The organism is Brevibacillus composti (assembly GCF_016406105.1).
GTDB lineage: Bacteria > Bacillota > Bacilli > Brevibacillales > Brevibacillaceae > Brevibacillus > Brevibacillus composti.
In genome coordinates this window covers 2009314-2034650 of sequence record NZ_CP066308.1, presented here as the reverse complement: position 1 = coordinate 2034650, position 25337 = coordinate 2009314, and the positions used below count along the sequence as shown (strand labels likewise).

23 protein-coding genes are annotated in these 25337 nt (G+C 55.1%); 5 read left to right on the top strand and 18 right to left on the bottom strand.

Features of this window, described 5'->3' with window-relative positions:
* Positions 1-99: 99 nt before the first annotated feature.
* Positions 100-1122, bottom strand: coding sequence for a low-specificity L-threonine aldolase (ltaE, locus tag JD108_RS10510; protein WP_198829756.1), 1023 nt, complete (start codon positions 1120-1122; stop codon positions 100-102).
* 114 nt (positions 1123-1236) lie between these two features.
* Here ltaE and JD108_RS10505 point away from each other — a divergent pair, with 114 nt between their 5' ends.
* Entirely contained in the window at positions 1237-1539 is a 303-nt protein-coding gene (locus tag JD108_RS10505) for an iron-sulfur cluster assembly accessory protein (RefSeq protein ID WP_198829755.1), read from the top strand.
* A gap of 85 nt (positions 1540-1624) precedes the next feature.
* Here JD108_RS10505 and JD108_RS10500 read toward each other — a convergent pair whose 3' ends face one another.
* The 4 genes from JD108_RS10500 to yneA form a co-directional block, all read right to left on the bottom strand.
* Positions 1625-3889, bottom strand: a complete 2265-nt coding sequence (locus JD108_RS10500; protein WP_198829754.1) for a HelD family protein — start codon at positions 3887-3889, stop codon at positions 1625-1627.
* A gap of 49 nt (positions 3890-3938) precedes the next feature.
* Positions 3939-4307, bottom strand: a complete 369-nt coding sequence (crcB, locus tag JD108_RS10495; protein WP_228728374.1) for a fluoride efflux transporter CrcB — start codon at positions 4305-4307, stop codon at positions 3939-3941.
* Between the two features lie 90 nt (positions 4308-4397).
* Positions 4398-4601 carry a DUF896 domain-containing protein gene (locus JD108_RS10490; RefSeq protein ID WP_198829753.1) on the bottom strand — a complete coding sequence of 68 codons (204 nt, stop codon included), beginning with the start codon at positions 4599-4601 and terminating at the stop codon, positions 4398-4400.
* A gap of 112 nt (positions 4602-4713) precedes the next feature.
* On the bottom strand, positions 4714-5070 hold the full coding sequence (gene yneA, locus JD108_RS10485; protein WP_198829752.1) for a cell division suppressor protein YneA: 357 nt from the start codon (positions 5068-5070) through the stop codon (positions 4714-4716).
* A 157-nt stretch (positions 5071-5227) separates the two neighbouring features.
* On the opposite strand from yneA, the gene lexA reads away from it, so the two are divergent.
* Positions 5228-5851, top strand: coding sequence for a transcriptional repressor LexA (lexA, locus tag JD108_RS10480; RefSeq protein WP_198829751.1), 624 nt, complete (start codon positions 5228-5230; stop codon positions 5849-5851).
* 67 nt (positions 5852-5918) lie between these two features.
* On the opposite strand, the gene JD108_RS10475 is transcribed toward lexA, so the two are convergent.
* A complete protein-coding gene (locus JD108_RS10475) occupies positions 5919-6407 on the bottom strand; it encodes a DUF456 domain-containing protein (protein ID WP_198829750.1) in 489 nt (162 codons plus the stop codon).
* A 152-nt stretch (positions 6408-6559) separates the two neighbouring features.
* Here JD108_RS10475 and JD108_RS10470 point away from each other — a divergent pair, with 152 nt between their 5' ends.
* Complete coding sequence (locus tag JD108_RS10470; RefSeq protein WP_198829749.1) at positions 6560-7168, top strand: DUF4269 domain-containing protein; 609 nt, start codon at positions 6560-6562, stop codon at positions 7166-7168.
* Between the two features lie 541 nt (positions 7169-7709).
* Positions 7710-8081: a DUF2500 domain-containing protein gene (locus tag JD108_RS10465; protein WP_198829748.1), complete on the top strand. Its 372-nt coding sequence runs from the start codon at positions 7710-7712 to the stop codon at positions 8079-8081.
* A 124-nt stretch (positions 8082-8205) separates the two neighbouring features.
* Here JD108_RS10465 and ltrA read toward each other — a convergent pair whose 3' ends face one another.
* The 10 genes from ltrA to JD108_RS10415 form a co-directional block, all read right to left on the bottom strand.
* The gene (gene ltrA / locus JD108_RS10460; RefSeq protein WP_198829121.1) at positions 8206-9468 is read right to left on the bottom strand and encodes a group II intron reverse transcriptase/maturase; all 1263 of its coding nucleotides are present in this window, start codon (positions 9466-9468) and stop codon (positions 8206-8208) included.
* A 602-nt stretch (positions 9469-10070) separates the two neighbouring features.
* Positions 10071-11405: a type I glutamate--ammonia ligase gene (gene glnA, locus JD108_RS10455; RefSeq protein ID WP_198829747.1), complete on the bottom strand. Its 1335-nt coding sequence runs from the start codon at positions 11403-11405 to the stop codon at positions 10071-10073.
* A 31-nt stretch (positions 11406-11436) separates the two neighbouring features.
* The gene (locus JD108_RS10450; RefSeq protein WP_198829746.1) at positions 11437-11847 is read right to left on the bottom strand and encodes a MerR family transcriptional regulator; all 411 of its coding nucleotides are present in this window, start codon (positions 11845-11847) and stop codon (positions 11437-11439) included.
* 224 nt (positions 11848-12071) lie between these two features.
* A complete protein-coding gene (locus JD108_RS10445; RefSeq protein ID WP_198829745.1) occupies positions 12072-13370 on the bottom strand; it encodes a methionine gamma-lyase family protein in 1299 nt (432 codons plus the stop codon).
* A 7-nt stretch (positions 13371-13377) separates the two neighbouring features.
* Positions 13378-14670, bottom strand: a complete 1293-nt coding sequence (gene hflX / locus JD108_RS10440; protein ID WP_198829744.1) for a GTPase HflX — start codon at positions 14668-14670, stop codon at positions 13378-13380.
* 21 nt (positions 14671-14691) lie between these two features.
* On the bottom strand, positions 14692-15687 hold the full coding sequence (locus tag JD108_RS10435) for an AAA family ATPase (protein ID WP_228728373.1): 996 nt from the start codon (positions 15685-15687) through the stop codon (positions 14692-14694).
* A gap of 94 nt (positions 15688-15781) precedes the next feature.
* Entirely contained in the window at positions 15782-16582 is an 801-nt protein-coding gene (locus JD108_RS10430; RefSeq protein WP_198829743.1) for a DUF4184 family protein, read from the bottom strand.
* Between the two features lie 102 nt (positions 16583-16684).
* Positions 16685-16930: an RNA chaperone Hfq gene (gene hfq, locus JD108_RS10425; protein ID WP_198829742.1), complete on the bottom strand. Its 246-nt coding sequence runs from the start codon at positions 16928-16930 to the stop codon at positions 16685-16687.
* 29 nt (positions 16931-16959) lie between these two features.
* Positions 16960-17913 carry a tRNA (adenosine(37)-N6)-dimethylallyltransferase MiaA gene (gene miaA, locus JD108_RS10420; protein ID WP_407649431.1) on the bottom strand — a complete coding sequence of 318 codons (954 nt, stop codon included), beginning with the start codon at positions 17911-17913 and terminating at the stop codon, positions 16960-16962.
* 2 nt (positions 17914-17915) lie between these two features.
* Positions 17916-18701 (bottom strand): class I SAM-dependent methyltransferase, encoded by a 786-nt coding sequence (locus tag JD108_RS10415; RefSeq protein ID WP_198829740.1) that lies wholly within the window; start codon positions 18699-18701, stop codon positions 17916-17918.
* 251 nt (positions 18702-18952) lie between these two features.
* Here JD108_RS10415 and JD108_RS10410 point away from each other — a divergent pair, with 251 nt between their 5' ends.
* The gene (locus JD108_RS10410; protein WP_198829739.1) at positions 18953-20275 is read left to right on the top strand and encodes a hemolysin family protein; all 1323 of its coding nucleotides are present in this window, start codon (positions 18953-18955) and stop codon (positions 20273-20275) included.
* Positions 20276-20410: 135 nt separating this feature from the next.
* On the opposite strand, the gene mutL is transcribed toward JD108_RS10410, so the two are convergent.
* Entirely contained in the window at positions 20411-22663 is a 2253-nt protein-coding gene (gene mutL, locus JD108_RS10405; RefSeq protein ID WP_198829738.1) for a DNA mismatch repair endonuclease MutL, read from the bottom strand.
* A 24-nt stretch (positions 22664-22687) separates the two neighbouring features.
* Positions 22688-25273 (bottom strand): DNA mismatch repair protein MutS, encoded by a 2586-nt coding sequence (gene mutS / locus JD108_RS10400; protein WP_198829737.1) that lies wholly within the window; start codon positions 25271-25273, stop codon positions 22688-22690.
* Between the last annotated feature and the right edge of the window lie 64 nt (positions 25274-25337).

Below are 25337 nucleotides of genomic sequence, written 5' to 3'. Positions count from 1 at the left end.
AGCGGAAGTATGGGGAGAGGGCGAAGCGGATGCGGTACGCCCGAAGCAGTACCGCATCTTCTCCTGCCCCATTTTTTCCAGGTCTGAAAGATGATCGGCCTATGCCGGGAGAATCGCCTCCACGGCGGTAAGCGCGGCTTGGATGTCCTGATCTGTGATATGGCGATGAGTCGTAAAGCGGACCAATGACTCGTCGAAATCGACCGCGAGCACACCTCGCTCTGCGAGCTGTTCCAGAAATTGGACAGCATTCATCCCCGCACGCTCGGTATGTACCAGTACGATATTGGTTTCGACGGGCTCAACGGTCAATGAGAGCTGGCGCAAGCCCTCCGCCAAACGCTTTGCGCGATGATGGTCTTCTTCCAGTCTCGGCACCATCTCGGTTAATGCGAGGATTCCGGGCGCCGCGATATACCCGGCCTGGCGCATGCCGCCGCCCAGCTTTTTGCGCCACCAGCGGGCTTCTTCGATAAAATCCCGGCTGCCGGCCAAAACGGAGCCGATTGGCGCACTCAATCCTTTGGACAAACAGACTTGCACCGTATCCGCATAGCGCGTAAAGTCGGATATCTCCCGCTTAAGCGCCACCGCAGCATTGAACAGCCGCGCGCCATCCAGATGGACAGCGACACCTCTGCTGTGCGCAGCCTCATAAGCCGCTTTCATTTGTTCGGGGCTGATGACCGCTCCGCCTGCGCGATTATGCGTATTTTCCATGCAGAGCAAGCGTGTCCGGGGGAAGTGTATATTCCGGCTGCGGACGGCTCTTGCGATGGCCTCCGGGGTAATGACGCCACGCTCGCCATTGATGGTTCTCGTCTGAACTCCCGCCAGCGCTGCAACCGCCCCGCCCTCGGAGTAAAAGATATGGGAATCCGCTTCCATAATCACCTCATCGCCATTGACGCAATGGGTGAGCACGGCCAGCTGGTTGCCCTGCGTACCGCTGGTAACGAACAGCGCAGCCTCCTTTCCCAATATCTCGGCGGCCAACTTTTCCAAGCGATTTACTGTCGGGTCTTCCCCGTATACATCGTCACCGACTTCGGCTTCGAGCATGGCACGCTTCATCTCTTCCGTGGGCTTGGTTACGGTATCACTTCTGAAATCGATCGGCATATGTTCCCTCTCCTCTCTCGCTTGGAATATTGTAACACTTTCTTGCGTTGCATCAAGATTTACCGGTTTGCTAATATGAAGAGGTACGATACCAATGACAAGGGAGACTGACTGATGAAGGTAAAAATTACCCGAAACGCCGCCAAGCAGCTTAGCACTGTGCTGGAACAGGAAGCAGACAAGGAACTGAAGCTCCGCGCCTACATAACCCATGCTCACGGCGATCACGCCCATTACGGCCTGGCACTGGACAAGCCGACTGAGGACGATGTCGTCATCGCCACGGATAAAGAGATTGATGTGATTTTGAAAAAAGACGAACCGTTGCTGGACGGCATCGTCATTGATTACCTCTATACCCCGCAGGAAGGCTATGTCATCACCAACCCTTCCAAGGGAAATCACGGCGATCATTAATGTCTCCCTGGCCCCCGCTCGCATACAAAGCAAGCGGGGGTTTTGCATGTTCATGCAAGCAAAATAAAAAGCCGATGCCTGCTCCTTACTTCGACAGCTCACTCTGCTTGTAGAGCGCGGGCGGAATTGCAGCGATGAGCGGACTCATCCGGCTCGCGCGATGCAGCAAGACGAGCCGATGCACCGGCCTCGTCATCACCACGTACAAGAGCTTGGTATCCCATTCCGTCTCCTCGTACTCCTCGCTGTCCAAGACGATCACGACGTCAAACTGCAAGCCTTTTGTCAAATAGGCCGGCATCACGACGATACCGCCGGGGAACTGTGCATCCTTTACGCCCAGCAGCTGGATGCCTTCGATGTGAGAGCGCAATGCTTTGTACGCTTTTTTGCTGGCCTCCCCATTTTTGGCGACCAATGCGATAGATTGGAAGCCTTCGCTTCGATATGCCTCCACGCGCTGTGCCAGATATTCCACCGGCAGTCCATTCCCGTCCCAGGAGATTCGTTCGGGGACTTCTCCATGTCTTAGGACCGGCTTTGCCATCACGGTTTCCGGCAAGCGGATTTTGCGCAGGACCTCGTTTGCGCAGCGCATGATCTCGATGGTAGAGCGATAGCTCTGGGAGAGGGTGTAATAGACCCCTTTCGGCTGTACAAATACGCCATCCAGCAGCTCCTCCCAGGATTGCAGCCCCCTGTAAGCATGGATTCCCTGCGCAATATCGCCCACGACGGTAAGTGAATCCCTCTTGGTGACGAGGCGGATGACGGCCAGTTCCATCGCGCTCAGGTCCTGTGCTTCATCGACCACGCTGTGATCGAAGTAATCCTCCTGCTCCAGCCCTTCGATTAAATGGCGAAGATACAGCAGAGGAGCGACATCCTCCGGCTCGATCCGCTCGGCGGCAAAAATCTCCGCGCTCGACGAAGAAATATCCTGGATCACTTCCGCTGTCATTTCCTCATGTCCAGCTCCACCTGCCAGCTGCATCAGCAATGAGAGATCGGTCAAGAGTTCCTGATAGGCTTCAAAGGCCGTCAGTTCCGGGAAAATGCCAAAATAGCTGTCGAGCAGCTGGTCAATCATTTTTTCAAAGCGAGCGAGACCCTGTTTGTCGAGATCGATCTTCTGATCCCGCAGGTGGGAAAACAGCTGCTTGTTCACTTCCTGCTTCACATGCTTCCGTACCGCTTCCAAGCGCCGCCGGTAAGGAAGATGGGCATAGGTGCGGGCAAACAGCTCCCGGATCTCCTCTCCCGGAATCGCAAAGACATGGTTCGTCCGCTTATAGACAAAGCTCAGTTTTTTATAGGCAATTCTCGTCTCCGCCACATGGAGCAGATACTGGTGCAGCGCTTCGCGGAAGGCCAAGGATCCCTTGAAGCGAAGCCTGCGAAGGGCGATTTGCCTCTCCCGCTCGCTGTGGCCGTCTTCAAAAAAGAGGTGCAGCGGCTTGTGCGGGTCCATGATACGCCAGCCTTTGGGCAGAAGCGCTTTCACCAGTTTGGCGGCCCAATCGAGAAAAGTTGACTGCTGGACGTCCTCTACGCCCAATTCGGGCAATACGTCGGAGATATAGGTGAGGAACAAGCGGTTCGGGGCGAAGACCATAAATTTCTTTGACAGCATGGTGTCCTGATCGTTGTAGATCAGATAGGAGAGGCGATGAAGTGCGATCGTTGTCTTTCCGCTTCCAGCGACGCCTTGGACCACCACGGGACGGTCCTTGTCCGCCCGAATGATGTCGTTTTGCTCGGACTGGATGGTAGCGACGATATCTTTCAGTCTGCTGTCATTGGTTTCGTTCAGATTGGCCGCCAAAAATTCGTCGATGTAGCCTTCTTCCAAAAATTCGTCGGGATGGCCTACCTCGCGTTGAATGCTCTCTTTGAGCGCCCCATCGTAAATTCCGGTGATTTTGCCGTTTTGCATGGAAAAGTTGCGTTTCAACCGCACTTCTCCGCGCACGATGTCCCGGCCGTTGCGGAAATAGGCGTCCTTGCTCTCGCCGCTGTAGTAGAGACTGGCAATCGGGGCCCGCCAGTCGACGACGATGGAATCAAAGGTGTCCTGGCGAACGATCCCCCTCTTGCCTATGTAAACACGGTCCATTTCATAGGTCTCGTCCTTCAGAAAATCGACACGCCCAAAATACGGCTTCTCCAGGCCCTGGTCCTCCAGATAGCGTAGCTCTTTTGTCTTCTTGTAGTTGACGACTTGCTTGACGTAGTCGTCGGTGACCTCTTTTACATCCCTGCGCAGGGCATCGATTTCCTTTTGGATGATCATCCGTGTCTCATCCAAGCGCTTTTGCTCGTAATCGTAATCAGGATGACGGATCGTCATCTGCATCCCCCCTTCTCCGCTTCCTTATGGATTGCCATACCTGTCCGGTTTACCATACCTGTCTGCCCAGCCAGATCCCGGCCGCGCAAGCCAAAAGCCCGAGCATGATGCTGGCGCCTGCGTAGAGGAGTCCACGCACGAGCAAGCCCTCTCCGACAAAGCCGACAACCTCCAAAGAAAAGGTTGAAAACGTCGTAAATCCGCCCAACAGTCCGGTCGTGAGCAAGAGATATACATCCGCCGGGAGCAGACCTTTTTCTTTCCCCCATACATAAAAAAGCCCGATTGCAAAGGAACCAAGCACATTGGCTGCCCACGTCCCGGCGGGCCAGCCAGGCTGGTTGAGCGCCTGACCTATTCCATAGCGGAGTGCCGAGCCCACTGCCCCGCCGATTGCCACTGCCATCCATGCCATCATGCCGCAGCTCCCCCTTCCTTTCTCCATATGGAACAAAAAGACACCCAAGCAAAAGCATGGATGTCGTGTTTTTATGTGAATGCGGCTCTCTTAGTGTTTGGGTTTGCCGTTGTTCTCCTCTAGGTCTTCAACATAACGAATCGAATCCAGATTGGAGCACAGCGACAGTTTCACGGCATCAATATATTTCTGACGCAGCACTTTTTGCTCCTGCTTCTCTTCATCCGTCAATCCGGTTTCACGGGATTTTTTGGCCAGTTCATTGATCCGTTTGATTTCTGTGTCTGATACCAAAGCCGATTCCCCTCGCTTTCAATGAATGCCGTTTTATTATACCATAACGCGGATGGGAAGCAAGGAGGCGGCGGAAAGCCACAGCCGTCGCAGCAGGCGGCCAAAGCCCGAGTCAGGGCTGAAGCGGAATCTCGATGGTCTGTCCCGGATGAATGATCGCCCCGTCCAGCTTGTTCCACTTCTGAATTTGATAGACCAGATCGCGCACGTCTTTGGTGGAGTCACCCTGGTATGCGACCGCAATCGTCCACAGACTGTCTCCCGGCTGGACAGTCACCTCCACGACAGGCTGCACCTCTTGTACCGCATGTTGATCATTTTCCTCTGACGCAAACACTAGTTCGGTCAATGTATAAAAAAAGAGAGTGAAGGCAGCGAAGAACAGAATGGCTTGTCCTCGCGTAATTCCCCAGCGTACTTTTCGGACCGGCTGTTTCGCAAATCGATTCGTCATCGTTCTTGTGCTCATAATTTCATCCCCCTGCAAACGTACGTTCTATCATCTTGTTCTCATCATAATGCGAACATTTGTTCATGTCAAGAAAAAAGTCGAACTTATGTTTGTCGAACGCAAGATCCCATGGTATAATATAGAAAACATGTTCGAGAAAATAGAGGTGTGGTCTATGTCCAAACTATCAAATAGACAGCAAGCCATTATCGATTTCATTCGCAAAGAAGTGCGGGACAAGGGTTATCCCCCTTCCGTTCGCGAGATTGGCGAAGCTGTCGGACTTGCTTCCAGTTCTACTGTGCACGGTCATCTTGCCCGGCTGGAGAAAAAGGGATTGATTCGCCGAGATCCTACCAAGCCGCGTGCGATTGAGCTGTTGCGAGAAGAAGAGCGGTTCCAGGATGACTTTGACGTCTCCGTCGTTCGCGTGCCGGTGATCGGTAAAGTTACCGCCGGCCAGCCCATTACGGCCGTGGAGCAGGTCGAGGAATACTTCCCCCTCCCGGACAGCATCGTAACATCGGACAAGGTGTACATGCTCCGCGTCTCCGGCGACAGCATGATCGAAGCCGGCATCCTCGACGGGGATTACGTCATCGTCCGCCAGCAAAGCGTGGCCAATAACGGAGACATCGTCGTCGCCATGACAGAGGAAGACGAAGCGACCGTGAAGCGATTCTTCAAAGAGAAACATCACTTCCGCCTGCAGCCGGAAAACTCAACGATGGAACCGATTATTCTGGATTCGGTGACCATTCTGGGGAAAGTGATTGGTGTCTACCGTCTCATTCATTAAGAAAAGGAACGAAAAAAGGCGTCCGAGTGCATGCTCGTGACGCCTTTTTATGCGATTGGACACTGACTTAGAACGCGGCGATAAAAAACCAGATGATCATGACAACCTGCAAGACCACCTTGACCACGGCGCTCCCGAGAAAACCGACGAGCGATCCCACTCCGGCCTTCACCGCTCGCTCCAATGGCTGCTTCTGGAGCAGCAGCTCGACCAGGACGACGAGGACGAATGGCATGATCAGCATGCCAAACGGCGGAAACACAAAGATGCCGAGAAAGATCCCCAGAGCCGCGGCCCATGAAGACGCCTTCGAGCCCCCGTACCTCTTGACAAAATACATATTCGTCAACAAATCGGCGCCGTACAGCAGAATGCTTAATACCGCCATGCCCCACCAAAAGGAAGCCGGCAATCCGGAGCCCGGGTCTGCGACAAAGAAGTGGTACAGCAGAAATCCGCCCCACAGCAAAAGCGTGTCAGGCAGTACAGGCAAAAAGATTCCCGCGATACTGAGCACAAAGAGAATGATGATGACCAACCACAGCAAAATATCCATTCCGTTGACACTCCCTTCTGTATAGGGTATACGATAAGGGACAACTTTTGTTTCTCTCTTGGCAGGAACTTTTCTATCAGTATTGCCCTGTGCGCCCTCTCCATAGCAGCGGAGCCGCACATTACGACGATAAAGAAAGGGGCCAGCTCGCGATGTATCCGATCTTTCCGCGACTCGAAGGCGATTTTCTCGATCCCCTCTATCTGAAAACGGGTACGCCCCGACAGCAGGACGCCTGGCAGGCGATTGACAGCCTCGGCATTTTCCACACGCTGCGAGAGTTTCAGCCGGTACTGGCCGGGACGATCCCTCTGGCGATCGATCTGGCGGAAAGCGATTTGGACGTGGTTTGTTATGCCGAGGATCTGGACCGGTTTGACCAAGCGATCTGCCTCCATTACGGCGATTTGGATGGGTTCGAGCACGGCCGCACGCTTGTCAGAAGCGTTCCGACCAGCATTGCTTCTTATTGGTACCGCGGTTTCTGCTTTGAGTGTTTTGCCCAGCCCATCCCGGCGACCCGCCAACAGGCCTATCGCCATCTGATCATCGAAGCCAGGCTGCTCCGGTTGGCCGGCCCCTCCGCCGCCCGGGAGATTCATCGGCTCAAGCAAGCGGGCTGGAAGACCGAACCGGCTTTTGCCCACTACTTCGGCATCTCGGGGAGAGACCCTTATCAGGCTTTGCTGGAGCTGGAGGCCTGCACGGATGCGGAATTGCTGGAGTTGATCCGGAATCGGAGCGGACAGCGCAACGATTAAGATGGGCCAAAGACATAATCGGCTGCGCAGTGGACGATCAATCGGCAACTCCATGGGCAAACCATCAGCTACGCAGATGGACCATCCAACAAAATAAAAAAGAGGGTAGGAGTCTCCCCCTTCCCCCATCCTCCTGCCTGTATCCGGCGGCCCCGTTTTCTCCCATCAGCGCGTGGACTTCGCCTTGTTTGATCTGGATGGATACGCCTTTCAGCGCCTTCACGCCTGAAAACGCTTTACAAATGTTGTTCATTTGCAGAATGCAGGGCTGATCCAACATGCATGCAGCTCCCTTCATCGAGGATAGTTCCGATTATAAGTTGCCGAATGATTGAAGGACATGGACATATTTCGGAAAATTCGATGAATTATTTCGGCTTTCGGTCTTTTCCGGACAGCAAAAAACCCCGGTATCAACGGAATCGGGGGGAATCTCGTGGCTTCTATATGCGGGCTGGCCTGGCTCGCTCCCGCATATTGAAACGAGACCCAGGCTGTAACCGTATTATTACTATCAGCAACATTCGAGGTGATTCGATTTATGATTAATGTCGGCTATGACCCCTTTCATGTTGGTCCGCCCTGGTGGTTTTTGGTGATCGCTGGACTGATTCTCACGATGATCTTGATTGCCATCATAAAGGGTATAGCGAATTGGATGAAAAACAACGCTTCTCCCATCCTCTCCGTTCCCGCAAAGGTGATCGCCAAACGAACAAGAACAAGCGGGGGTTCCGGGAATTCGAGCGTCTCTACGCACTATTACCTCACTTTTCAATTGGAAAACGGCGAGAGACAGGAGTTTCATGTTTCAGGCAGAGAATACGGACTCCTGATTGAAAACGACACGGGCGTATTGACTTACCAGGGAACCCGGTATAAAAAATTCGAGAGAAAGCCCGACATGACTTAGGCTGTGTCAGTAACATGCGCTCTCCTCAATCCCCCGGCGCGCATGTGTTCCATCGAGTAGGAGGGGGTGACTAACCCCCGTCCTCTCACACCACCGTACGTACCGTCCGGTATACGGCGGTTCATCAAGCTTGACGAAGTTTGAAATATCGCTGTACCAAACTCAACAGCCCTTGTTGTTGCCAGTAGGCGACGCCAAGGGCTTTGTGCATATGCGGAGTTTTCGTTGTCCGCCATGCCCCCTTGCGGGTGTTTGCAATTTCCAGTGCTTTATTATGGGAGAGACCTAGCGAACGAAGTTCGCGATATCGCGTTCGAACTCGTTTCCATTGCGTCCACAGACAGAGCCGGAGCCTTCGGCGAATCCATTCCTCTATTCGCAACAGGTGCTTTTTCGCCTCGGCCAACGCAAAATACCCAATCCATCCCATAAGGTATTGGTTGAGTTTCCGGATTCTCTCCTGCATGGAAATGCTCCAATGAGGGTTAGTCAGTTGACGAATCCGTTCTTTCAACCGGGTAATCGATTTGGGATGTAGCCGTATTCGCGCCTCTTTTCCTGGAACAAAACTAAATCCAAGAAACTTTCGCTTGTACGGCTGATCCACCGCACTTTTCTGTTGATTTACCTTGAGTTTAAGTACCCTGGTCAGGTATCGCTCCACACTCTCCTTTACCCGTTGCCCCGCGCGTTTCGTGCGTACATAGATATTGCAATCGTCCGCATAACGGCAGAAACGGTGCCCCCTCTTTTCCAACTCCTTATCCAAGTCATCCAGTAGAATATTGGCCAAGAGCGGACTTAAAGGGCCACCTTGCGGTGTGCCCTCCTCCGTTGTGACGCACACCCCGTTGACCATCACCCCGGATTGCAGGTAAGCACGGATCAGTTTCAGGAGACGCTTGTCCTTCACCTTCCGTGCTACACGACTCATCAAGATGTCGTGGTTCACTCGATCAAAGAACTTCTCCAAGTCGATGTCGACCACGTACCGGTATCCTTCCTCAATGAACTGCTTCGCCTTTCGCACGGCGTCGTGGGCACGACGTCCTGGGCGAAAACCGAAACTGGAGTTGGAGAAATCCGAGTCAAAGACGGGAGTCAATACTTGCAGGATAGCCTGCTGGATCAGGCGATCCACCACAGTAGGGATACCTAGTAGCCGCACTCCTCCGTCAGGTTTCGGGATTTCGACCCTGCGGACAGGAGATGGTCTATAAGTTCCCGCCTCGATCTGCGACCGAATGGTCGCCCAGTGCTCGCGAAGGTAGTCGCGCAGTTGTTCGGTTGTAACACCGTCGATTCCCGGAGCGCCCTTGTTGCCTTCGACCCGTTTGAGGGCAGCCGTGAGGTTCTCCCGTGACAGAACCTTCTCCAGCAGATCCATAACGATACTCCTCTCTCCGCACACATGTCACCAGTCTTGCCGTACAATGCTCAGCCCTTCTCTGTACCCTCGGGGCTTCACCCCTGCTATCCAGAGGAAGTTCCAAACTGGATTTCTGCTTCGCTGCATCGTATCGAAAGGAGTTGGGAACATGTGTTGACTTGATGTTCAGCCCTTCCCCACCGGGTGTCCCCGATTGGGTACTATGGCCTCTGCTGACTTCTGCATGTTCAGCGCCTCCTCACGGAGGCGGTTGCCAACAGCAGTAGGCATTCCATGCAGACCTCCCCGGGTAAGAGCGGTAACTTTCATCCCATGTACCTGCCCGATATACTGCTATACCCCTTGGCTGTATAGGGCTTTACCTTGTTGCGCAGGCTCACCCGAGTACAGCAGCCTCGAATCGGGTTTGTGTACCTCAGGTCGGGACTTTGCCGCCGGCTTCCTTCAGATTCCGCCTCACGGCGGACACCCTTGCCTTGAGCTAACGGTTGGTACAGCCAACCCCCGTTCAGGACTTTCACCCTATAGCTACCGCCCATGCCGGGCGCACGCAAAAAAAGCCCTCGCACCAATCGGTGCAAGGGCTCTTTTTTGACTGATTAATAGGTCTTCATATACTGCGTGCGCTCCCACTCATGTACGCGGGTGCGGAACATATCCCATTCGATTTCCTTGGCGTCCACGAAGTGCATCATGGCATGCTCGCCCAGGGCGTCGCACATAACCGGATCGGCTTTCAGGCATTCGATCGCCTCTTTCAGCGTAGCCGGCAAGCTGGAGATGCCTGCTTCTTCGCGCTCGGCTTCGTTCATGATGTAGATGTTGCGATCGACCGCCGGCGGTACTTGCAGCTTGTTTTTGATCCCGTCGAGACCTGCGCGCAGCATCACGGCCAAGGCCAGATACGGGTTGGCAGCCGGGTCTGGATTGCGCACTTCGATCCGGGTGCTCATGCCGCGGGAAGCCGGGATGCGGACGAGCGGTGAACGGTTTTTCGCCGACCATGCTACATAGCAAGGCGCTTCATAGCCGGGAACCAGACGCTTGTAGGAGTTCACCAAAGGATTGGTGATGGCGGTAAAGCCGCGCGCGTGCTTCAGAATGCCCGCCAGGTATTGCTTGGCGATTTCGCTCAGGCCGAGTTCGTCTGCCTCGTCATAGAACGCATTTTTATTGCCAATGAAGAGAGATTGGTGGGTATGCATACCGGAGCCGGCCACACCGTACAGCGGTTTTGGCATGAAAGTGGCGTGCAGCCCGTGTTTCCGTGCGATTGTCTTGACCACCAGTTTAAACGTGAGAATCTGATCAGCCGCCTCGATGGCGTCTGCGTACTTGAAGTCCACCTCGTGCTGTCCGGGAGCTGTTTCATGGTGAGATGCTTCCACCTCGAAGCCCATCCGCTCCAGCGTCAGAACGATGTCGCGCCGGCAGTTTTCGCCCAGATCAAGCGGTGCGAAGTCGAAGTAGCCGCCATGGTCGTTCAGATCGAGTGTCGGCTCGCCATTCTCGCCCAGTTTGAACAGGAAAAACTCCGGTTCCGGTCCGACGTTGAAGTTCGTGAAGCCCAATTCTTCTGCTTCCTTCAGAGCCCGTTTCAGGATGTAGCGGGGATCTCCTTCGAAAGGCGTGCCGTCTGGATTGTAGATGTCGCAGATCAGACGCGCAACATTTCCATGTTCATTTCCCCAAGGAAAGATCACCCATGTGTCCAAATCCGGCACCAGATACATGTCGGATTCCTCGATGCGTACGAAACCTTCAATGGAAGATCCGTCAAACATCATCTTGTTGTCCAGTGCCTTGGGCAGCTGGGAAACGGGGATTTCGACGTTTTTGATGGTTCCCAACAGGTCTGTGAACTGCAGTCGAATGTAGTTGACATTCTCTTCCTGGGCTAAACGAAAGATGTCTTCTTTGGTGTACTTGCTCACGAATCTCTCCTCCTATATACTCTGGGATGTATCAGTGGAAGAAGCGGGATAGCTCCCCACGTATTAACGCAGTCTCGCCTTGGCGATTTGCGTTGGTAAAGAAGATTTGCTGCTTGAGGAGCTGGTGGAGTTCCTGTTCGGTCAGTTCTTTTCGTTTGGCCTCCGATTTGGCAGTAATCTCCGTCTTTTCCGGGGCCGGCTCCTGCAACTGAAGCACTTGCTTAATTCCGGCGATGTTCAATCCTTTTTCGATCAATGCCTTGACTTCAAGCAAGCGGTCTACGTCATTAAAGGAAAAGAGTCGCTGCTTACCTTCTGTTCGTGCAGGCTGAATCAATCCATTTTGTTCATAGTAGCGAATCTGCCGAGCCGTCAGGTCCGTCAGCTTCATCACGATACCAATGGGAAACAGCGCCATGTTCCGACGAAGGTCATCACTCACGACTTGTCCCTCCTTTGAAAACTTCCTCGCTTTGTATTGTATGATTCTCCAATTTATCTGTCAACGCATGTTAGAAAAGTTTACACAAAATATTTTTGAAAAAAAGCATCTCGCGCAACAACTGGCACAAGATGCTTTTTTGTTTGCTAAGCGGCCACCGTTTGGCCGTTCTCTCGGACGGAGACGGTGCACCGCTCGATTGCTTGCATCGGCCTCGGTCCTCGCTACTGCCTTTCGTTCGTAGCAGAAGGCGCGGGAAGCTCCAGCAATCCCTTTTCCAAAAGCCCGTCCAGCGCGGTCAGAATCCCCACTTTTACATGGGAATAGGTCAATCCCCCCTGGACAAAGCCGAGATAAGGGGGGCGTATCGGCCCGTCTGCCGAGAACTCGATGCTGGCGCCCTGAATAAACGTCCCCGCTGCCATGATGACCGGATCGGCGTAGCCGGGCATCTCGCTTGGCTGCGGCGTGACATGGGAATCCACCGGCGCGCTTTTTTGAATGCCCTGGCAGAAAGCGATCAGCCGCTCGGCGGAGCCGAATTCGACGGATTGGATCAGATCGGTCCGCGGATCATTCCACAGCGGATTGGTGCGAAAGCCCAGCCGCTCCAGCAGGGCGGAGGAAAAGACCGCTCCTTTCAGGGCCTCGCCGACGACGTGCGGCGCGAGGAAGAAGCCCTGATACATCTCCAGCAGCGAGTACAGCGAAGCGCCGCCTTCCGCGCCTATTCCCGGGGCCGCCATGCGGTACGACGCTTGTTTGACGTACTCCTTTTTGCCGACGATGTAGCCGCCCGTCTTCACCAGACCGCCGCCCGGATTTTTGATCAGCGAGCCCGCCATGATGTCCGCACCGACCTGCAGCGGTTCCCGCTCTTCGGTAAATTCTCCGTAGCAGTTGTCCACAAAGACGATCAGCCCGGGATTGATTTCCTTCACAAAGCGGATCATTTCCTCCAGCTTGGCGATCGTAAAGGATGGACGGTCGGCGTAGCCCCGCGAACGCTGAATCCCGATCATTTTGGTCTTCGGCGTAATCATCGCCGCCACCTGCGGGAAATCGATCTCTCCCGCTTCGGTCAGCGGAACGTAGCTGTAGCCGATGCCGTACTCTTTGAGCGAGCCCTGTCCCTCGCCGCGCACTCCGACGACCTCTTCCAGCGTGTCGTAAGGCTTGCCGGTGATGTACAGCAAGTCGTCGCCGGGACGTAGCAGGCCAAACAGGCAGATCGCGATGGCGTGGGTGCCGGAGATGATCTGCGGACGGACCAGCGCATCCTCCCCGCCAAAGACATCGGCGTAAATTGATTCCAGCGTGGCCCGGCCGCTGTCATCATAGCCGTAGCCCGTCGAGGGGGCGAAGTGAAATTCATTTACCTGATGCTTCTGAAACGAACGAAGCACCTTCAATTGATTAAAGTCAACCAGGGCAGCAATCTCTTGATGCCGCCCTGCGATCATCTGTTCTACTTCCTGTACGATGGGGCGCAGCCGCTCCCCGTGTGCAAATAACGAAAACATCTTTCTCTTACCAACTCTCTTCTACAGTCTCTGGTCTCTCCAGGAGAAACGGAGCGATTCTGCCGTAGATCGGATGATCCCGGTTGACGCGGACAGAAATCCGGTAGGTGGATTTTTCTTCGTCAAACTCTTGCTCCATTTCCACGCCTTCCCGGTGCAAAAGCGACAAAATATCGCCGCGCTCCGCCGGAACAATCAAGGTGTACCGGTCAAAGGAGGCATATACATAGCGTTCGATCCGCTTCAACAGCTCCGCGCGGTCCTCCTCGCGCAAAGCCGAGATGACGATCGAGTCCTCGGCAGGGGGCAGGTATGTCCCGGGCAAGATCATGTCTGCTTTGTTGTAGACGACGAGCTGCGGGATCTCTTCCGCTTTCAGCTCGCGCAGGATGCGATGCACCACTTCCATATGGATCTCCAGGTCGGGATGATGGCCGTCGACCACGTGCAGGATCAGGTCGGCTTCCTTCACGCCCTCCAGTGTGGAGCGGAAAGCGGCAACCAGCGATGTCGGCAGGTCCTGGATAAAGCCGACGGTATCCGTGAGCAGAACCTCTATGCCGCTGGGCAATGTCAGTTGGCGGGTCGTCGGGTCGAGCGTCGCAAACAGCTTATCTTCCTGCAGGGTTTCCGCGGCGGTCAGTTCATTGAGCAGCGTAGACTTGCCTGCGTTGGTATACCCGACCAGCGCCACTTGAAAGACGTTGTTTTTCTTCCGTCTCTCCCGGTGCAGCTGACGGGTGCGCACCAGTTCCGCCAGTTGGGCCTTCAGCTCGCTGATCCGCCGGCGGATGTGACGGCGGTCGCTCTCCAGCTTGGTCTCCCCTGGACCGCGCGTACCGATCCCGCCGCCCAGACGGGAGAGCTGCTTGCCCTGTCCCGCCAGTCGCGGTAAGAGATAATTGTACTGGGCCAGCTCCACCTGGATCTTCCCTTCGCGGGAGTGGGCACGGCCCGCGAAGATATCCAGGATCAGCTGCGTCCGGTCGATTACCTTGCAGTCGAATACCTGGTCCAGATTGCGCGTCTGGCTGGGCGAGAGCTCATCGTTGAAGATGATCACATCCACATCCAGGTCATGCGCCCGCTGCGCGATCTCCTGGATTTTTCCGCTGCCCAGGTACCAGGCATTATCGATCCGCTCCCGGTTTTGCGTGATGACATCCAGGACCTCTACATCCGCTGTCCGTGCCAGCTCATGCAACTCCTCCATCGACAAGCGGGAGCGCTCGATATCTCGGTTATCCAAAAAACAGCCGACGAGGATGGCTGTTTCCTTCTGTTTTCTTCCATCGTTCACAGATCCACGCCCTTTCTTCCCCTAATCATACCACAGTTTGCTCCAGTCGCTACCGGCCGCTTTGGGAGACGGCCAGACGAAATCCTCCGGCAACAGGCTCATCACATCTTCCTTTGTCGGCTCGGCGACCGTCAACAAGCGAACGGCCTGCTTGCGAATGGCCTGTTCTATGGCATTGCGGACATACCGGGCATTGCTGAAATTGGCGTCCAGCATCTCCTGCCGCATCCGGCTGAGGTGCAGCCGCAGCCGATCCTTGGCGCCTGGGGACAGTTTGTATTCTTTCCCTTCCACCATCGTCTCCGCGATCTTGATCAAGTCGTCTACGGAGTAATCGGCGAATTGGAGCTGAATCGGAAAACGAGACGGCAAGCCGGGATTCAACTCCAGAAAGGCATCCATCTCGTCCGTATAGCCTGCTAAAATGCAGATAAAATCATTGCTGTAATCCTCCAGGGCTTTGGTGAGGCAATCGATGGCCTCTTTGCCGAAGTCCTTTTCTCCTCCGCGCGCGAGCGAGTATGCCTCGTCAATAAACAAGATTCCGCCTAACGCCTTTTTCACCAGCTCTCTCGTCTTTTGCGCGGTGTGGCCGATAAATTCTCCGACCAGATCGGCCCTTTCCACTTCGATCAGATGGCCCTTGCTGAGAATCCCCATCTCGCGGAAAATCTTGCCAAACAACCGGGCGACCGTCGTCTTGCCCGTCCCCGGGTTTCCTTTAAATACCATATGATACACTTGCTTTTCCAACTTCAAGCTGTATTTTTCCCGCTCTTTGTTGATCCTGAGCAGCGCGTGGATTTCGTACATCAGCTTCTTGGCTTCCTGCAATCCGATCAGCTTCTCCAGTTCCTCAAAGGCCGCAGCCACATTGCCGGGAGCGGTTGTACGCACTTTCTCGGACAGGGTTTCCGGCAGTTTGACCCGATCTGGCTGGCGAAACACCACCTGGATCCGGTGCGGCGCTGTCACTGTCATCGAATCAGCCGGCGGTTGATGGCCCGACGGTTTCACAAGCGATCACCTGCCTCTTGGTCATACCTTAGTATACTCACCCGACCGGAAAACCTGCCCATTTTTTGTTGGCAAGGTACGGGAAGTCCGCATGCTATTCCGTCTTGTTCCGGATAAAGCGGGCTTTGGCCAGCAGGGACATGAGCAACAGCCCGAGCATGCCGCCCGACAAAAATGGAACGATCCCCTGAAGCGGATACATGTACAGCCGCGCTCCGAAGGCGGCAGTCAGGTACAGCACAGAGGTTACAAGACCAGAGCTGGCCACCCCCGTCCAAAACAGCAGCTTTGCCCGCAGACTGACGGTTTGGGCTAATCGGGGAAAAGCGTCGCCGCCGCCGCCGGACATTCCAGCGGCAAGCGCTTTGCGGGCCGCGAACCAGACGAACAAGGCGATGAGGAGCAGACCGCCCATGCTGCTTAGATGCTGCAAGCACTTATAGACGGGAATGGACCATTCCCCCAGGACCAGCCTCTGCTGCAACAGGGCAATCCGCATCACCATAGGGGCCCCCTCGTGAGTGAACGAATCCCAGGCGATGTGGCTGAAGCTGCCGATGAGAGCGGAATATCCAAATACAAGCACCGAGCGAACCGATGCCGGCCGCCAGGAGGCTTCTGCATAGGGAAACAGGCCCCGGTCAAAGGGAGACGGCAGATGCAGGATCATCGGTCTCTTCACCAGATGATGAAACAAAAATGCCAACGCAATGACAACAGGCAAATCAAACAAGAGCAGCCCTGCCATTGTATGACTGAGAGTGCTGTAAGGCTTCAACCGCAGAAAGTATTCAAAATCCGGCGACATGCTGCCCAGCACCAATGCTGTAAATGAGAGCCGATGGACTCGATGCAAGGGCAGAACAATCGCAGGATGGGCGAACGTAAACGGCATGACCCTCTCCAGTTACCATAATATTTATTATGTTCACGAATGGTTGTTCCAATCAGTAAAAAAGCCCGGATGACTAGGATCCCGGCTTCGTTCGCGTGACGCTTATGCTTGCTGGTTGTTGTTGTCTTGGGACATGAGCGACACAGGGCGCTGCGGCGTGAAGGTAGAGATGGCATGCTTGTATACCAGCTGCTGCTTGCCTTCACTGTCAATCACGATGGTGAAATTGTCAAACGCTCTGATATAACCGCGCAATTGAAAACCATTTACCAGGTAGATGGTGACCGCGATGTTTTCCTTCCGCAGATGGTTGAGGAACGTATCTTGAATGTTGATCGACTGTTTCATGGTCAATACCCCCTAAAAGGACTTGTATGTTATATATTCGGCAATTGAGGAAACTTTCCTGCCATTATTTGCTTGATAGTTTGGACGATCTTCGGCCGATCTTCAGGGTTTGTCACATCAAACCACTCGACGTCTGACATCCGGCGGAACCAGGATAGCTGCCGTTTGGCAAAGTGGCGCGTCCGCTGTTTGATGTCATTGATCGCTTTCTCCAAAGGGATTTCTCCGTAAAGATACGGGATGAGCTCCTTGTACCCGAGCCCCTGCATGGAGGTATAGCCGGATTCGTAACCGAGGTCGAGAAGGCGTCTCACCTCCTCTATCAGCCCCGCTTCGATCATCTTGTCCACGCGCTGGTTGATGCGTTCATAGAGCTTTTCCCGCTCCATCGTCAGACCGATCATGTAGAGATTGTACGGCGAATACTCTGCGCGATGCTGGTATTCGGACATCCGCATGCCGGTCAATTCATATATCTCCAAGGCGCGGATCACACGCTTCACGTCATTGGGATGTAGACGCTCGGCGGTGATGGGATCCACATCGTCCAGCCGCCGATGCAGTTCTTCCACGCCCTCGATCTCAGCCAGCTTCTGCAGCCTGCTCCGCAACTCCGGATCTTGCTTTGCATTCGCAAACTGAAAGCGATGCGTGACGGATTCTATGTAGAGTCCTGTTCCTCCCACGATCATGGGAAGATGCCCCCGTGCATTGATTTCGGAAATCAAGCGAGTGGCAGATTCCTGAAAAAGGGCTACGGAATACTCTTCGTCTGGATCCAGGATATCGATCAGATGATGGGGAACTCTTGCTAGTTCGGCCGGGGTCGCTTTGGCTGTCCCGATATCCATGCCGCGGTAGACCTGCATGGAGTCCCCCGAGATAATCTCTCCCCGAAACGCTTCAGCCAATTCCAGGCTGAGTTCCGTTTTGCCCACCGAAGTAGGGCCAACGATCACGACAAGTCTCTCTTTCTCGAGCACGTTCACTCCCCTCCGCCTTTCTCTTTATAGCTGTATACGACTTGGTTTCCACGAGCTCGATAGGGTGTGAAACCAAATTTTTGATACAGCACGCCCGTTTTTCCCTCTTTCAATACGACGCGCCGTCTGGCAACGCGAAGCGCCTCCGCAATGGCTTCAGGCGACAGAGAACGACTGTTTGCCCACTCTCTGATCCCGGCGATTCCCGCGGAGCTATGGACAGTCTCTTCGAACATGGGGTCAAAATACACCACGTCAAATGAGTCGGTCGGCAAGCTTTTCAGGATCTCCGCATGATCGCCCGCCAGCACATGTACCCGCTGCATAGCCTCACGCAGAGCCTCTGACTCCGTAGACCAGTAGCGCAGTCCGTCCTCGACCAACCATGCGATCGTCTTCTCCGATTCGATTCCGACCACCCGGCCCGTTTTTCCGACGCCATGAGCAAATACGATGGCATCGGCACCGAGGCCCATCGTGGCATCCAGCACCTCATCGCCTGGTTGAATTTGGCAAACAGCGAGCATAGTATCATTATCGCCGCGCTCCAAACGCTTTATACGAAACGCAGCCGTATTTGGATGAAAAAAGAACGGCTGCTTCCCAACCGCCTCCAGCCTTGCTCCATTGGAGGAAACGATCAAAATCTCCGTCTCTTCGTATCTTTTCCGCAACGCTGTCAGAGAGTCATCCTTGCGAGCCACGAGCGGCAGGTCAAACCGCCTGGCCAACTCTTCTGCGTGACGGAGTGTTTCAGGGGTAGGTTCCAGCGAGGTGGTGACGATCACGTTGGTTCCCCCTTTCGCTTGCCTGTCATGTTGGCTAAAACCCCTTTGTGCAATCATTCCTGCCAACTGCTGCTAGGCGAATGTTGTCCACTTCATTTTTATATCTTTTCCCCGAGGGATTGTCAAATGTTCCAAGCTCGTCATCAATTTTTGTGAAACCATCCCGCGTTGTATTCGTAAATGCTAATATCCAAATTTTTTCCTCATTTGATACAAGGAGGTGTATCGCCCTGCCGAGGTAGGGCGACCCAGTGGAACTAGTGAATTTGTTTCTGGTTGTCATTCTGATTGCACTGACGGGTTTTTTCGTGGCTACGGAATTTGCCATCGTAAAAATCCGCAGCAGCCGCATCGACCAATTGGTAGCCGAAGGCCGTAGAGGAGCGCTTGCCGCGAAGGAAGTAACTACCCATCTCGACGAGTACCTCTCTGCCTGCCAGCTGGGGATCACCGTGACTGCAATGGGACTGGGGTGGCTGGGCGAGCCAACGGTGGAAAGGCTTTTGCATCCACTCTTTGAAAAGTGGAGCCTCAATCCCTCGATATCCCATCTCGTTTCTTTTGGCGTCGCCTTTTTATCCATGACCTATCTCCATGTGGTAGTCGGCGAACTGGCCCCGAAAACGGTGGCGATCCAAAAGGCGGAGCAGGTCACCTTGCTCTTTGCCCGACCGATTATCTGGTTTTACAAATTGATGTACCCCTTCATCTGGCTCTTGAACGGATCGGCCCGCTTGCTGGTCGGTATGTTTGGCATGAAGCCTGCCGCCGAACACGAATTGGCCCATTCCGAGGAGGAACTGCGGATCTTGCTCTCGGAGAGCTACCAGAGCGGGGAAATCAATCAGAATGAACTGACTTATGTGAACAACATCTTTGAGTTCGACCAGCGAATCGCGAAAGAAATCATGGTCCCCCGGACGGAAATCGTCTGCTTATCCATCCACGATTCTCTGGAGGACATGGTGCAGATTATCAGCAAAGAGAACTATACCCGCTACCCGATCGTCGGCGACGACAAAGATGATATTCTGGGGATTGTAAATATAAAAGAAATCCTGACGGCCCAGCTGGCGAACCCGTCCTCCCCTCAGACCCTGTCATCCTACATCCACCCTGTTCTAAAAGTGATCGAGACTATTCCCATCCATGATCTGCTGGTGCGCATGCAGAAGGACCGGATGCAAATGGCGATTCTGTTGGATGAGTATGGCGGCACCTCCGGGCTGGTGACGGTTGAGGACATTCTCGAAGAGATCGTCGGGGAGATTCGGGATGAATTCGATGACGACGAAATTCCCGACATTCGCATGATCAGTGAAAATCACTATATTCTGAGCGCCAAAGTAATCATTAGTGAAGTGAACGATCTGCTCGGAACGACCCTCTCGGATGAGATCATCGATACGATTGGCGGATGGTTTCTCTCCAAAAATTTTGCGCCGAAAGCGGGCGACTTCATCGAGCAAGACGGATATTGTTTTAAAGTGACCGAGATGGCCGCCCATAAAATCATGTACATCGAAGTATTTCAGATCGAATCGGAACCATCAAAAGTGGCTGCCAGCGAATAACGGACGATGGCAAGAGGGCGATTTTGCGGATCGCAAGCTACTAGCAGTTAATAGTAGTTAATAGCAAGCAGACATCCTGCAGATAGCATTAAAAGCCAAGGGACTGAACATGCCAGCCCTTGGCTTTCTGTTTGTTTACATGACCCGTTTAAACATTTTCTCCAGATCGTAGCTGGAAAAATGAATGATGATCGGTCGGCCATGCGGACAGGTAAACGGACTGCTGGAATTGCGCAGCTGCGCCAGCAGGCTTTCCATCTCGGCATTCGTCAAATACCGATTAGCCTTGATCGAGGCCTTGCAGGCCATCAGGATCGCCGCCTTTTCCCTCATCGCTCGGATATCGCCTTGTCTGGACTCCGCTGTTTCCAGGACAAACTGGACCAACTCTTCGATCACTTCCAGTTCGCTTCCCTCCGGAAACCAGTGCGGGTGGGCACGGACGATATAAGTCTTGCTGCCAAACGATTCGATTTCCAGGCCAAAGGAGCGAAGCAAGGCAAGCCGTTTATCCAGCTTCAGGGCTTCCTGCGCCGTCAGCTCGATGGTATGGGGAAACAGCAGCAGCTGACTGGCGACGCTCTCCTCCGCCAGCTTCTGCATAAAGTGCTCGTAAAAAATTCGCTCCTGTGCCGCATGCTGGTCGATCAGATACATGCCGTGTTCATTTTGCGCTACGATATAAGTGCCGTGTACCTGCCCCACCGGATACAGCATGGGTACACTTTCCGTTGCTTCTGCCTGGTGCGCATCCCACGCTTCAGACGCGGAACTCGCCTCGCCCATCGCTCCGCCCGCAGGTAGGGCTGGCATGGCGGGTACGGTGCGTGTGGCCTCACTGGTTTGCGCCGCTTCCAGATACCCGGCCTGATGTTCCCTGGCCGTCAACAGCTCTCGGCTGGACTCCCGGCGTACTTGAGCGTGCGGAGCCGGAACGCCGCTTGCGGATGCCAGCGGCCCTGCCGATGTATCGCGGGACAATAGCGGGGGCGTTCCGTCCGGCGAAGGCACGGGCCAACCGGCCGCGCCGGGCGTCGCTGCATCCCCTGCGCCTACATTGGCGACTGCCGGTGCGACTGCATTCCCTGCCTCTGCCCCGCCCATTTGGACCCCGCTTTCTGCCGTGCCAACCTGGCCAGCTATTTCTGCCATGCCAACCTGGCGTGCTTTTTCGGCCATGCCTTGCTCGACTGCTTCTCCTGCTCTCGCTAGCTCTCCCTGTTCTGCGGCTGCAAAGGGCCGGGTAAATCCGGCCGCCTCTCCGTTATTCCCCTCGGGCCCTCGGTCCATGGCAGTGCGGGTTCCCGCGCCGGGAGACCAGCCCAAGTCAAACTGCGGTTGCACGACCTGCTCGATGACCCTCGCCTTTCGCTCTGCCGCCATCGGGCGGACGATTTCCAGCCCCTGACGCAGCTTGCTTTTGACACACGCTTCCAGTGCCGTGAGCAGCTCCTCTTCCTTGCTGAAACGAACCTCCAGCTTCGCCGGGTGGACATTCACATCAAGCAGGGACGGGTCCATGTCGATGTGCAGGGTGACAATCGGGTAGCGGCCGATCGGCAGCAGGGTATGGTAGCCGCGCAGAATGGCGTTGTGCAGGCCAAAATGCCGCACATACCGCCCATTAACCAGCGTGGAGAGATAGGAGCGATTCGCACGCGTGACCTCCGTCTTGGAAATATAGCCTGTCCAGCGGAAGTCGAGCGTCTCCCCTTCAATCGGCAAAAGCAGCTTGGCGACCTGTACCCCGTAGATCGCAGCCATCACGTGCAGCAGCTTGCCGTCTCCCGATGTCTGCAGCAGGGTCTTGCCGTTGTGGGTGAGGGTAAAGGCAATCGCCGGATAGGTCAGGGCGAGTCGATTGACGTAATCCGAAATATGTCCGATTTCCGTAGAAATGGACTTCATATACTTGAGCCGTGCCGGCGTATTGTAAAAGAGGTCGCGAACGGCGATATCTGTTCCTTTCACTGCAGCCGCCTCGCTCACGCCGATCACAGCGCCCCCTTCAATCCTCAGCCGCGTCCCCACCTGACCGCTGGACTGGGTGCTCGTCAGCTCGACACGGGAGACGGCCGCGATACTGGGCAAGGCCTCTCCGCGAAAGCCGAGAGAGCGGATCCGGAAGAGATCCCGGGTGCTGCGGATCTTGCTCGTCGCGTGCCGTTCAAAGGCCAGACGGCAATCCTCCGCATCCATGCCCTGCCCATTGTCCACGACGCGAATGAGAGACAGGCCCCCTTCTTCCACGTGTACTTCGATCGCGCTGGCTCCCGCGTCAACGGCGTTTTCCACCAGTTCCTTGACGACGGACGCGGGCCGCTCCACCACTTCTCCGGCGGCGATCATATTGGTCAAATGTTCGTCCAGCAGATGAATTTTCCCCATCGGTTCCTCCCAGGCGTGGTATGGCTATCCTTTTTTCAGCTGCTGCTTCCATTGGAAGAGCTTCAGCATGGCATCCATCGGCGTCGTCTGGTTAAGATCGAGCTCCCGCAGCTCGGCTACGATCTGCTCCTCTTCCGGAGACAGGCGCGTGGCGGACTCGTCAAGGGCGGCAGCGGATGTCGCCTGGGCTGACCACAGCGTATCCAGCGACAACTGCTGATCACCGGCCTTTGCCAGTGTACTGCCTTGTTCCAGACCGGACAAAATTTCACGGGCGCGGTCGATTACCTCGCGAGGCATCTCGGCCAGCTCGGCCACGTGAATCCCATAGCTCTTGTCCGCTCGACCCGGCTCGATCTTGTGTAGGAAGAGCAGCTTGCCCCCTCGCTCTTCGCAGCGCGCGTTGACATTGACCACGCCTGGCAGGGATTCCGCAAGTCCGGTCAGTTCGTGATAATGCGTGGAAAAGAGCGTCTTTGCCCCGATCTTTTGCTGGATGTACTCGATTACGGACTGTGCCAGCGCCATCCCGTCATAGGTAGAGGTCCCCCGGCCGATTTCGTCGAGCAATATCAGGCTCTGGGCCGTCGCTTTTTGCAGCGCGTGCTTCGTCTCCAGCATCTCCACCATGAATGTGGAATGGCCGCCAACGAGATCATCCGCCGCGCCGATGCGGGTGAAAATTTGATCCACCAGGGAGAGGCGGGCTGCTTTTGCCGGAACGAAACAGCCGATTTGGGCCATCACGACCAGCAGCGCGATTTGCCGCATATAGGTGCTTTTTCCCGCCATATTGGGGCCGGTAATCAAAAGAATCTGCCGGTCCGTCTGATTCATCTCCACGTCATTGGCGACGTACTTTTCCCGCTCGAGCACCGCTTCGACGACCGGATGCCTGCCCTCGCTGATGACGCATTCGCCCGTCGTGACCAGTTCGGGACGGACGTAGCCGCGCTCGTCACTGACCGTGGCAAAGGCCTGCAGCACATCGATCGCCGCGATTCTCTCCGCGAGATTTTGCAGGCGGGGGATGTGGAGCGCGACTTCGCTCCGCACCTGTACAAACAACTGGTACTCCAGCTCTATCAGTTTTTCTTCCGCTTCCAGAATCAGCGCCTCTTTTTCCTTCAGCTCCGGTGTAATGAAGCGCTCCGCATTGGCCAGAGTCTGCTTTCGTTCATACCTGCCCGCCGGTATGTTGGCGAGGTTGGCTCTGGACACCTCTATGTAGTAGCCAAATACTTTATTGAAGCCCACCTTCAGCGAACGGATGCCGGTCGCTTCCCGTTCGGTCTGCTCCAGCTGGGCGATCCACGTCTTGCCCTCGCGGCTGGCCGTATGCAGCTTGTCCAGATAAGCGTCATAGCCGGAGCGAATCAGCCCCCCTTCGCGGACGGAAATCGGCGGATCATCCACCAATGCCGCTTGCAAAAAGGCGGCAATATCCGCGCACTCATCCATCCCGCTGGCAAGCTCATGCAAGACGGGCGAGCCCGAACCGAGCAATAGCCCCTTCAACTCCGGCACGCTCTCGAGGGAGAGGCGGAGCTGGACCAGGTCCCGGGCATTGGCATTGCCGTAGGAGATGCGGCCTGCGAGTCGCTCCAGATCGTAGACCTGATCCAGACAGCGGCGCACATCGGCGCGGAGCAGGAGGTCTCCCTTCAGGTGAGCCACTGCATCCAGCCTGGCTTCCAGCTCGCTCTTGTTCACCAGCGGACGCTCGATCCAGCGGCGCAGCATCCGGCCGCCCATCGCCGTCTCCGTACGATCCAGCAGCCAGAGCAGCGATCCCTTCTTAGACTTGTCGCGGATCGTCTCCGTCAGCTCCAGATTCCGCCGGGAAAAACTATCCATCTGCAAATACTGTTTCGCATCGTAGCGCTTGATCAGACGCATATGGGTCAAACTGCGCTTCTGGGTCACCCCGATGTAATGCAGCAGGGCGTTTACAGCGAGCCGCATAGGCAGATCCAGTCCGCTCGCATCGGCCCCGTACTGCGCATCGACAGCCGATGCATCGATCCCGGACGGATCGAGGGAGGTCAGGGGCACATCCGTTTTCAGCTCGCCGCTCCAACCGGTGACAACCAGTTCCTTCGGCCGGTACTGCATCGCTTCATCCAGCGCGGCTTCCCTTCTGCCCGCAAGCGAAGTGACATACATCTCCCCTGTACTCATGTCACAGGCGGCGACACCCATGCTGCCGTGCGCATCAGCCAGGGCGACGAGGTAGTTATTCTCCTTGTCGGCCAGCCATTTTCCTTCCATCATCGTTCCGGGCGTAATGACACGCGTCACTTCGCGCCGAACCACGCCCTTCGCTTCTTTGGGGTCTTCCACCTGCTCACAGACGGCTACTTTATAGCCATTTTTGAGCAGTTCGGCGATGTAGGCGTCGGCGGAGTGATGGGGAACCCCACACATCGGGATTTTCTCGGCGCCTCCGCCCTCTCTTCCCGTCAGTGTGATTTCCAGCTCACGGGAAGCCGCAATCGCATCGTCAAAGAAAAGTTCATAAAAGTCGCCTAAGCGGAAAAATAAGAAAGTATCCGGGTAGTCTTTCTTGATCGCCAGATACTGTTGAATCATCGGGGTATATTGAGTCATTGCGATACGTCTCCTAGCTTCAAAATCTCGTCTGTCCATTATACCATGCGGGATGCGCGGCCGT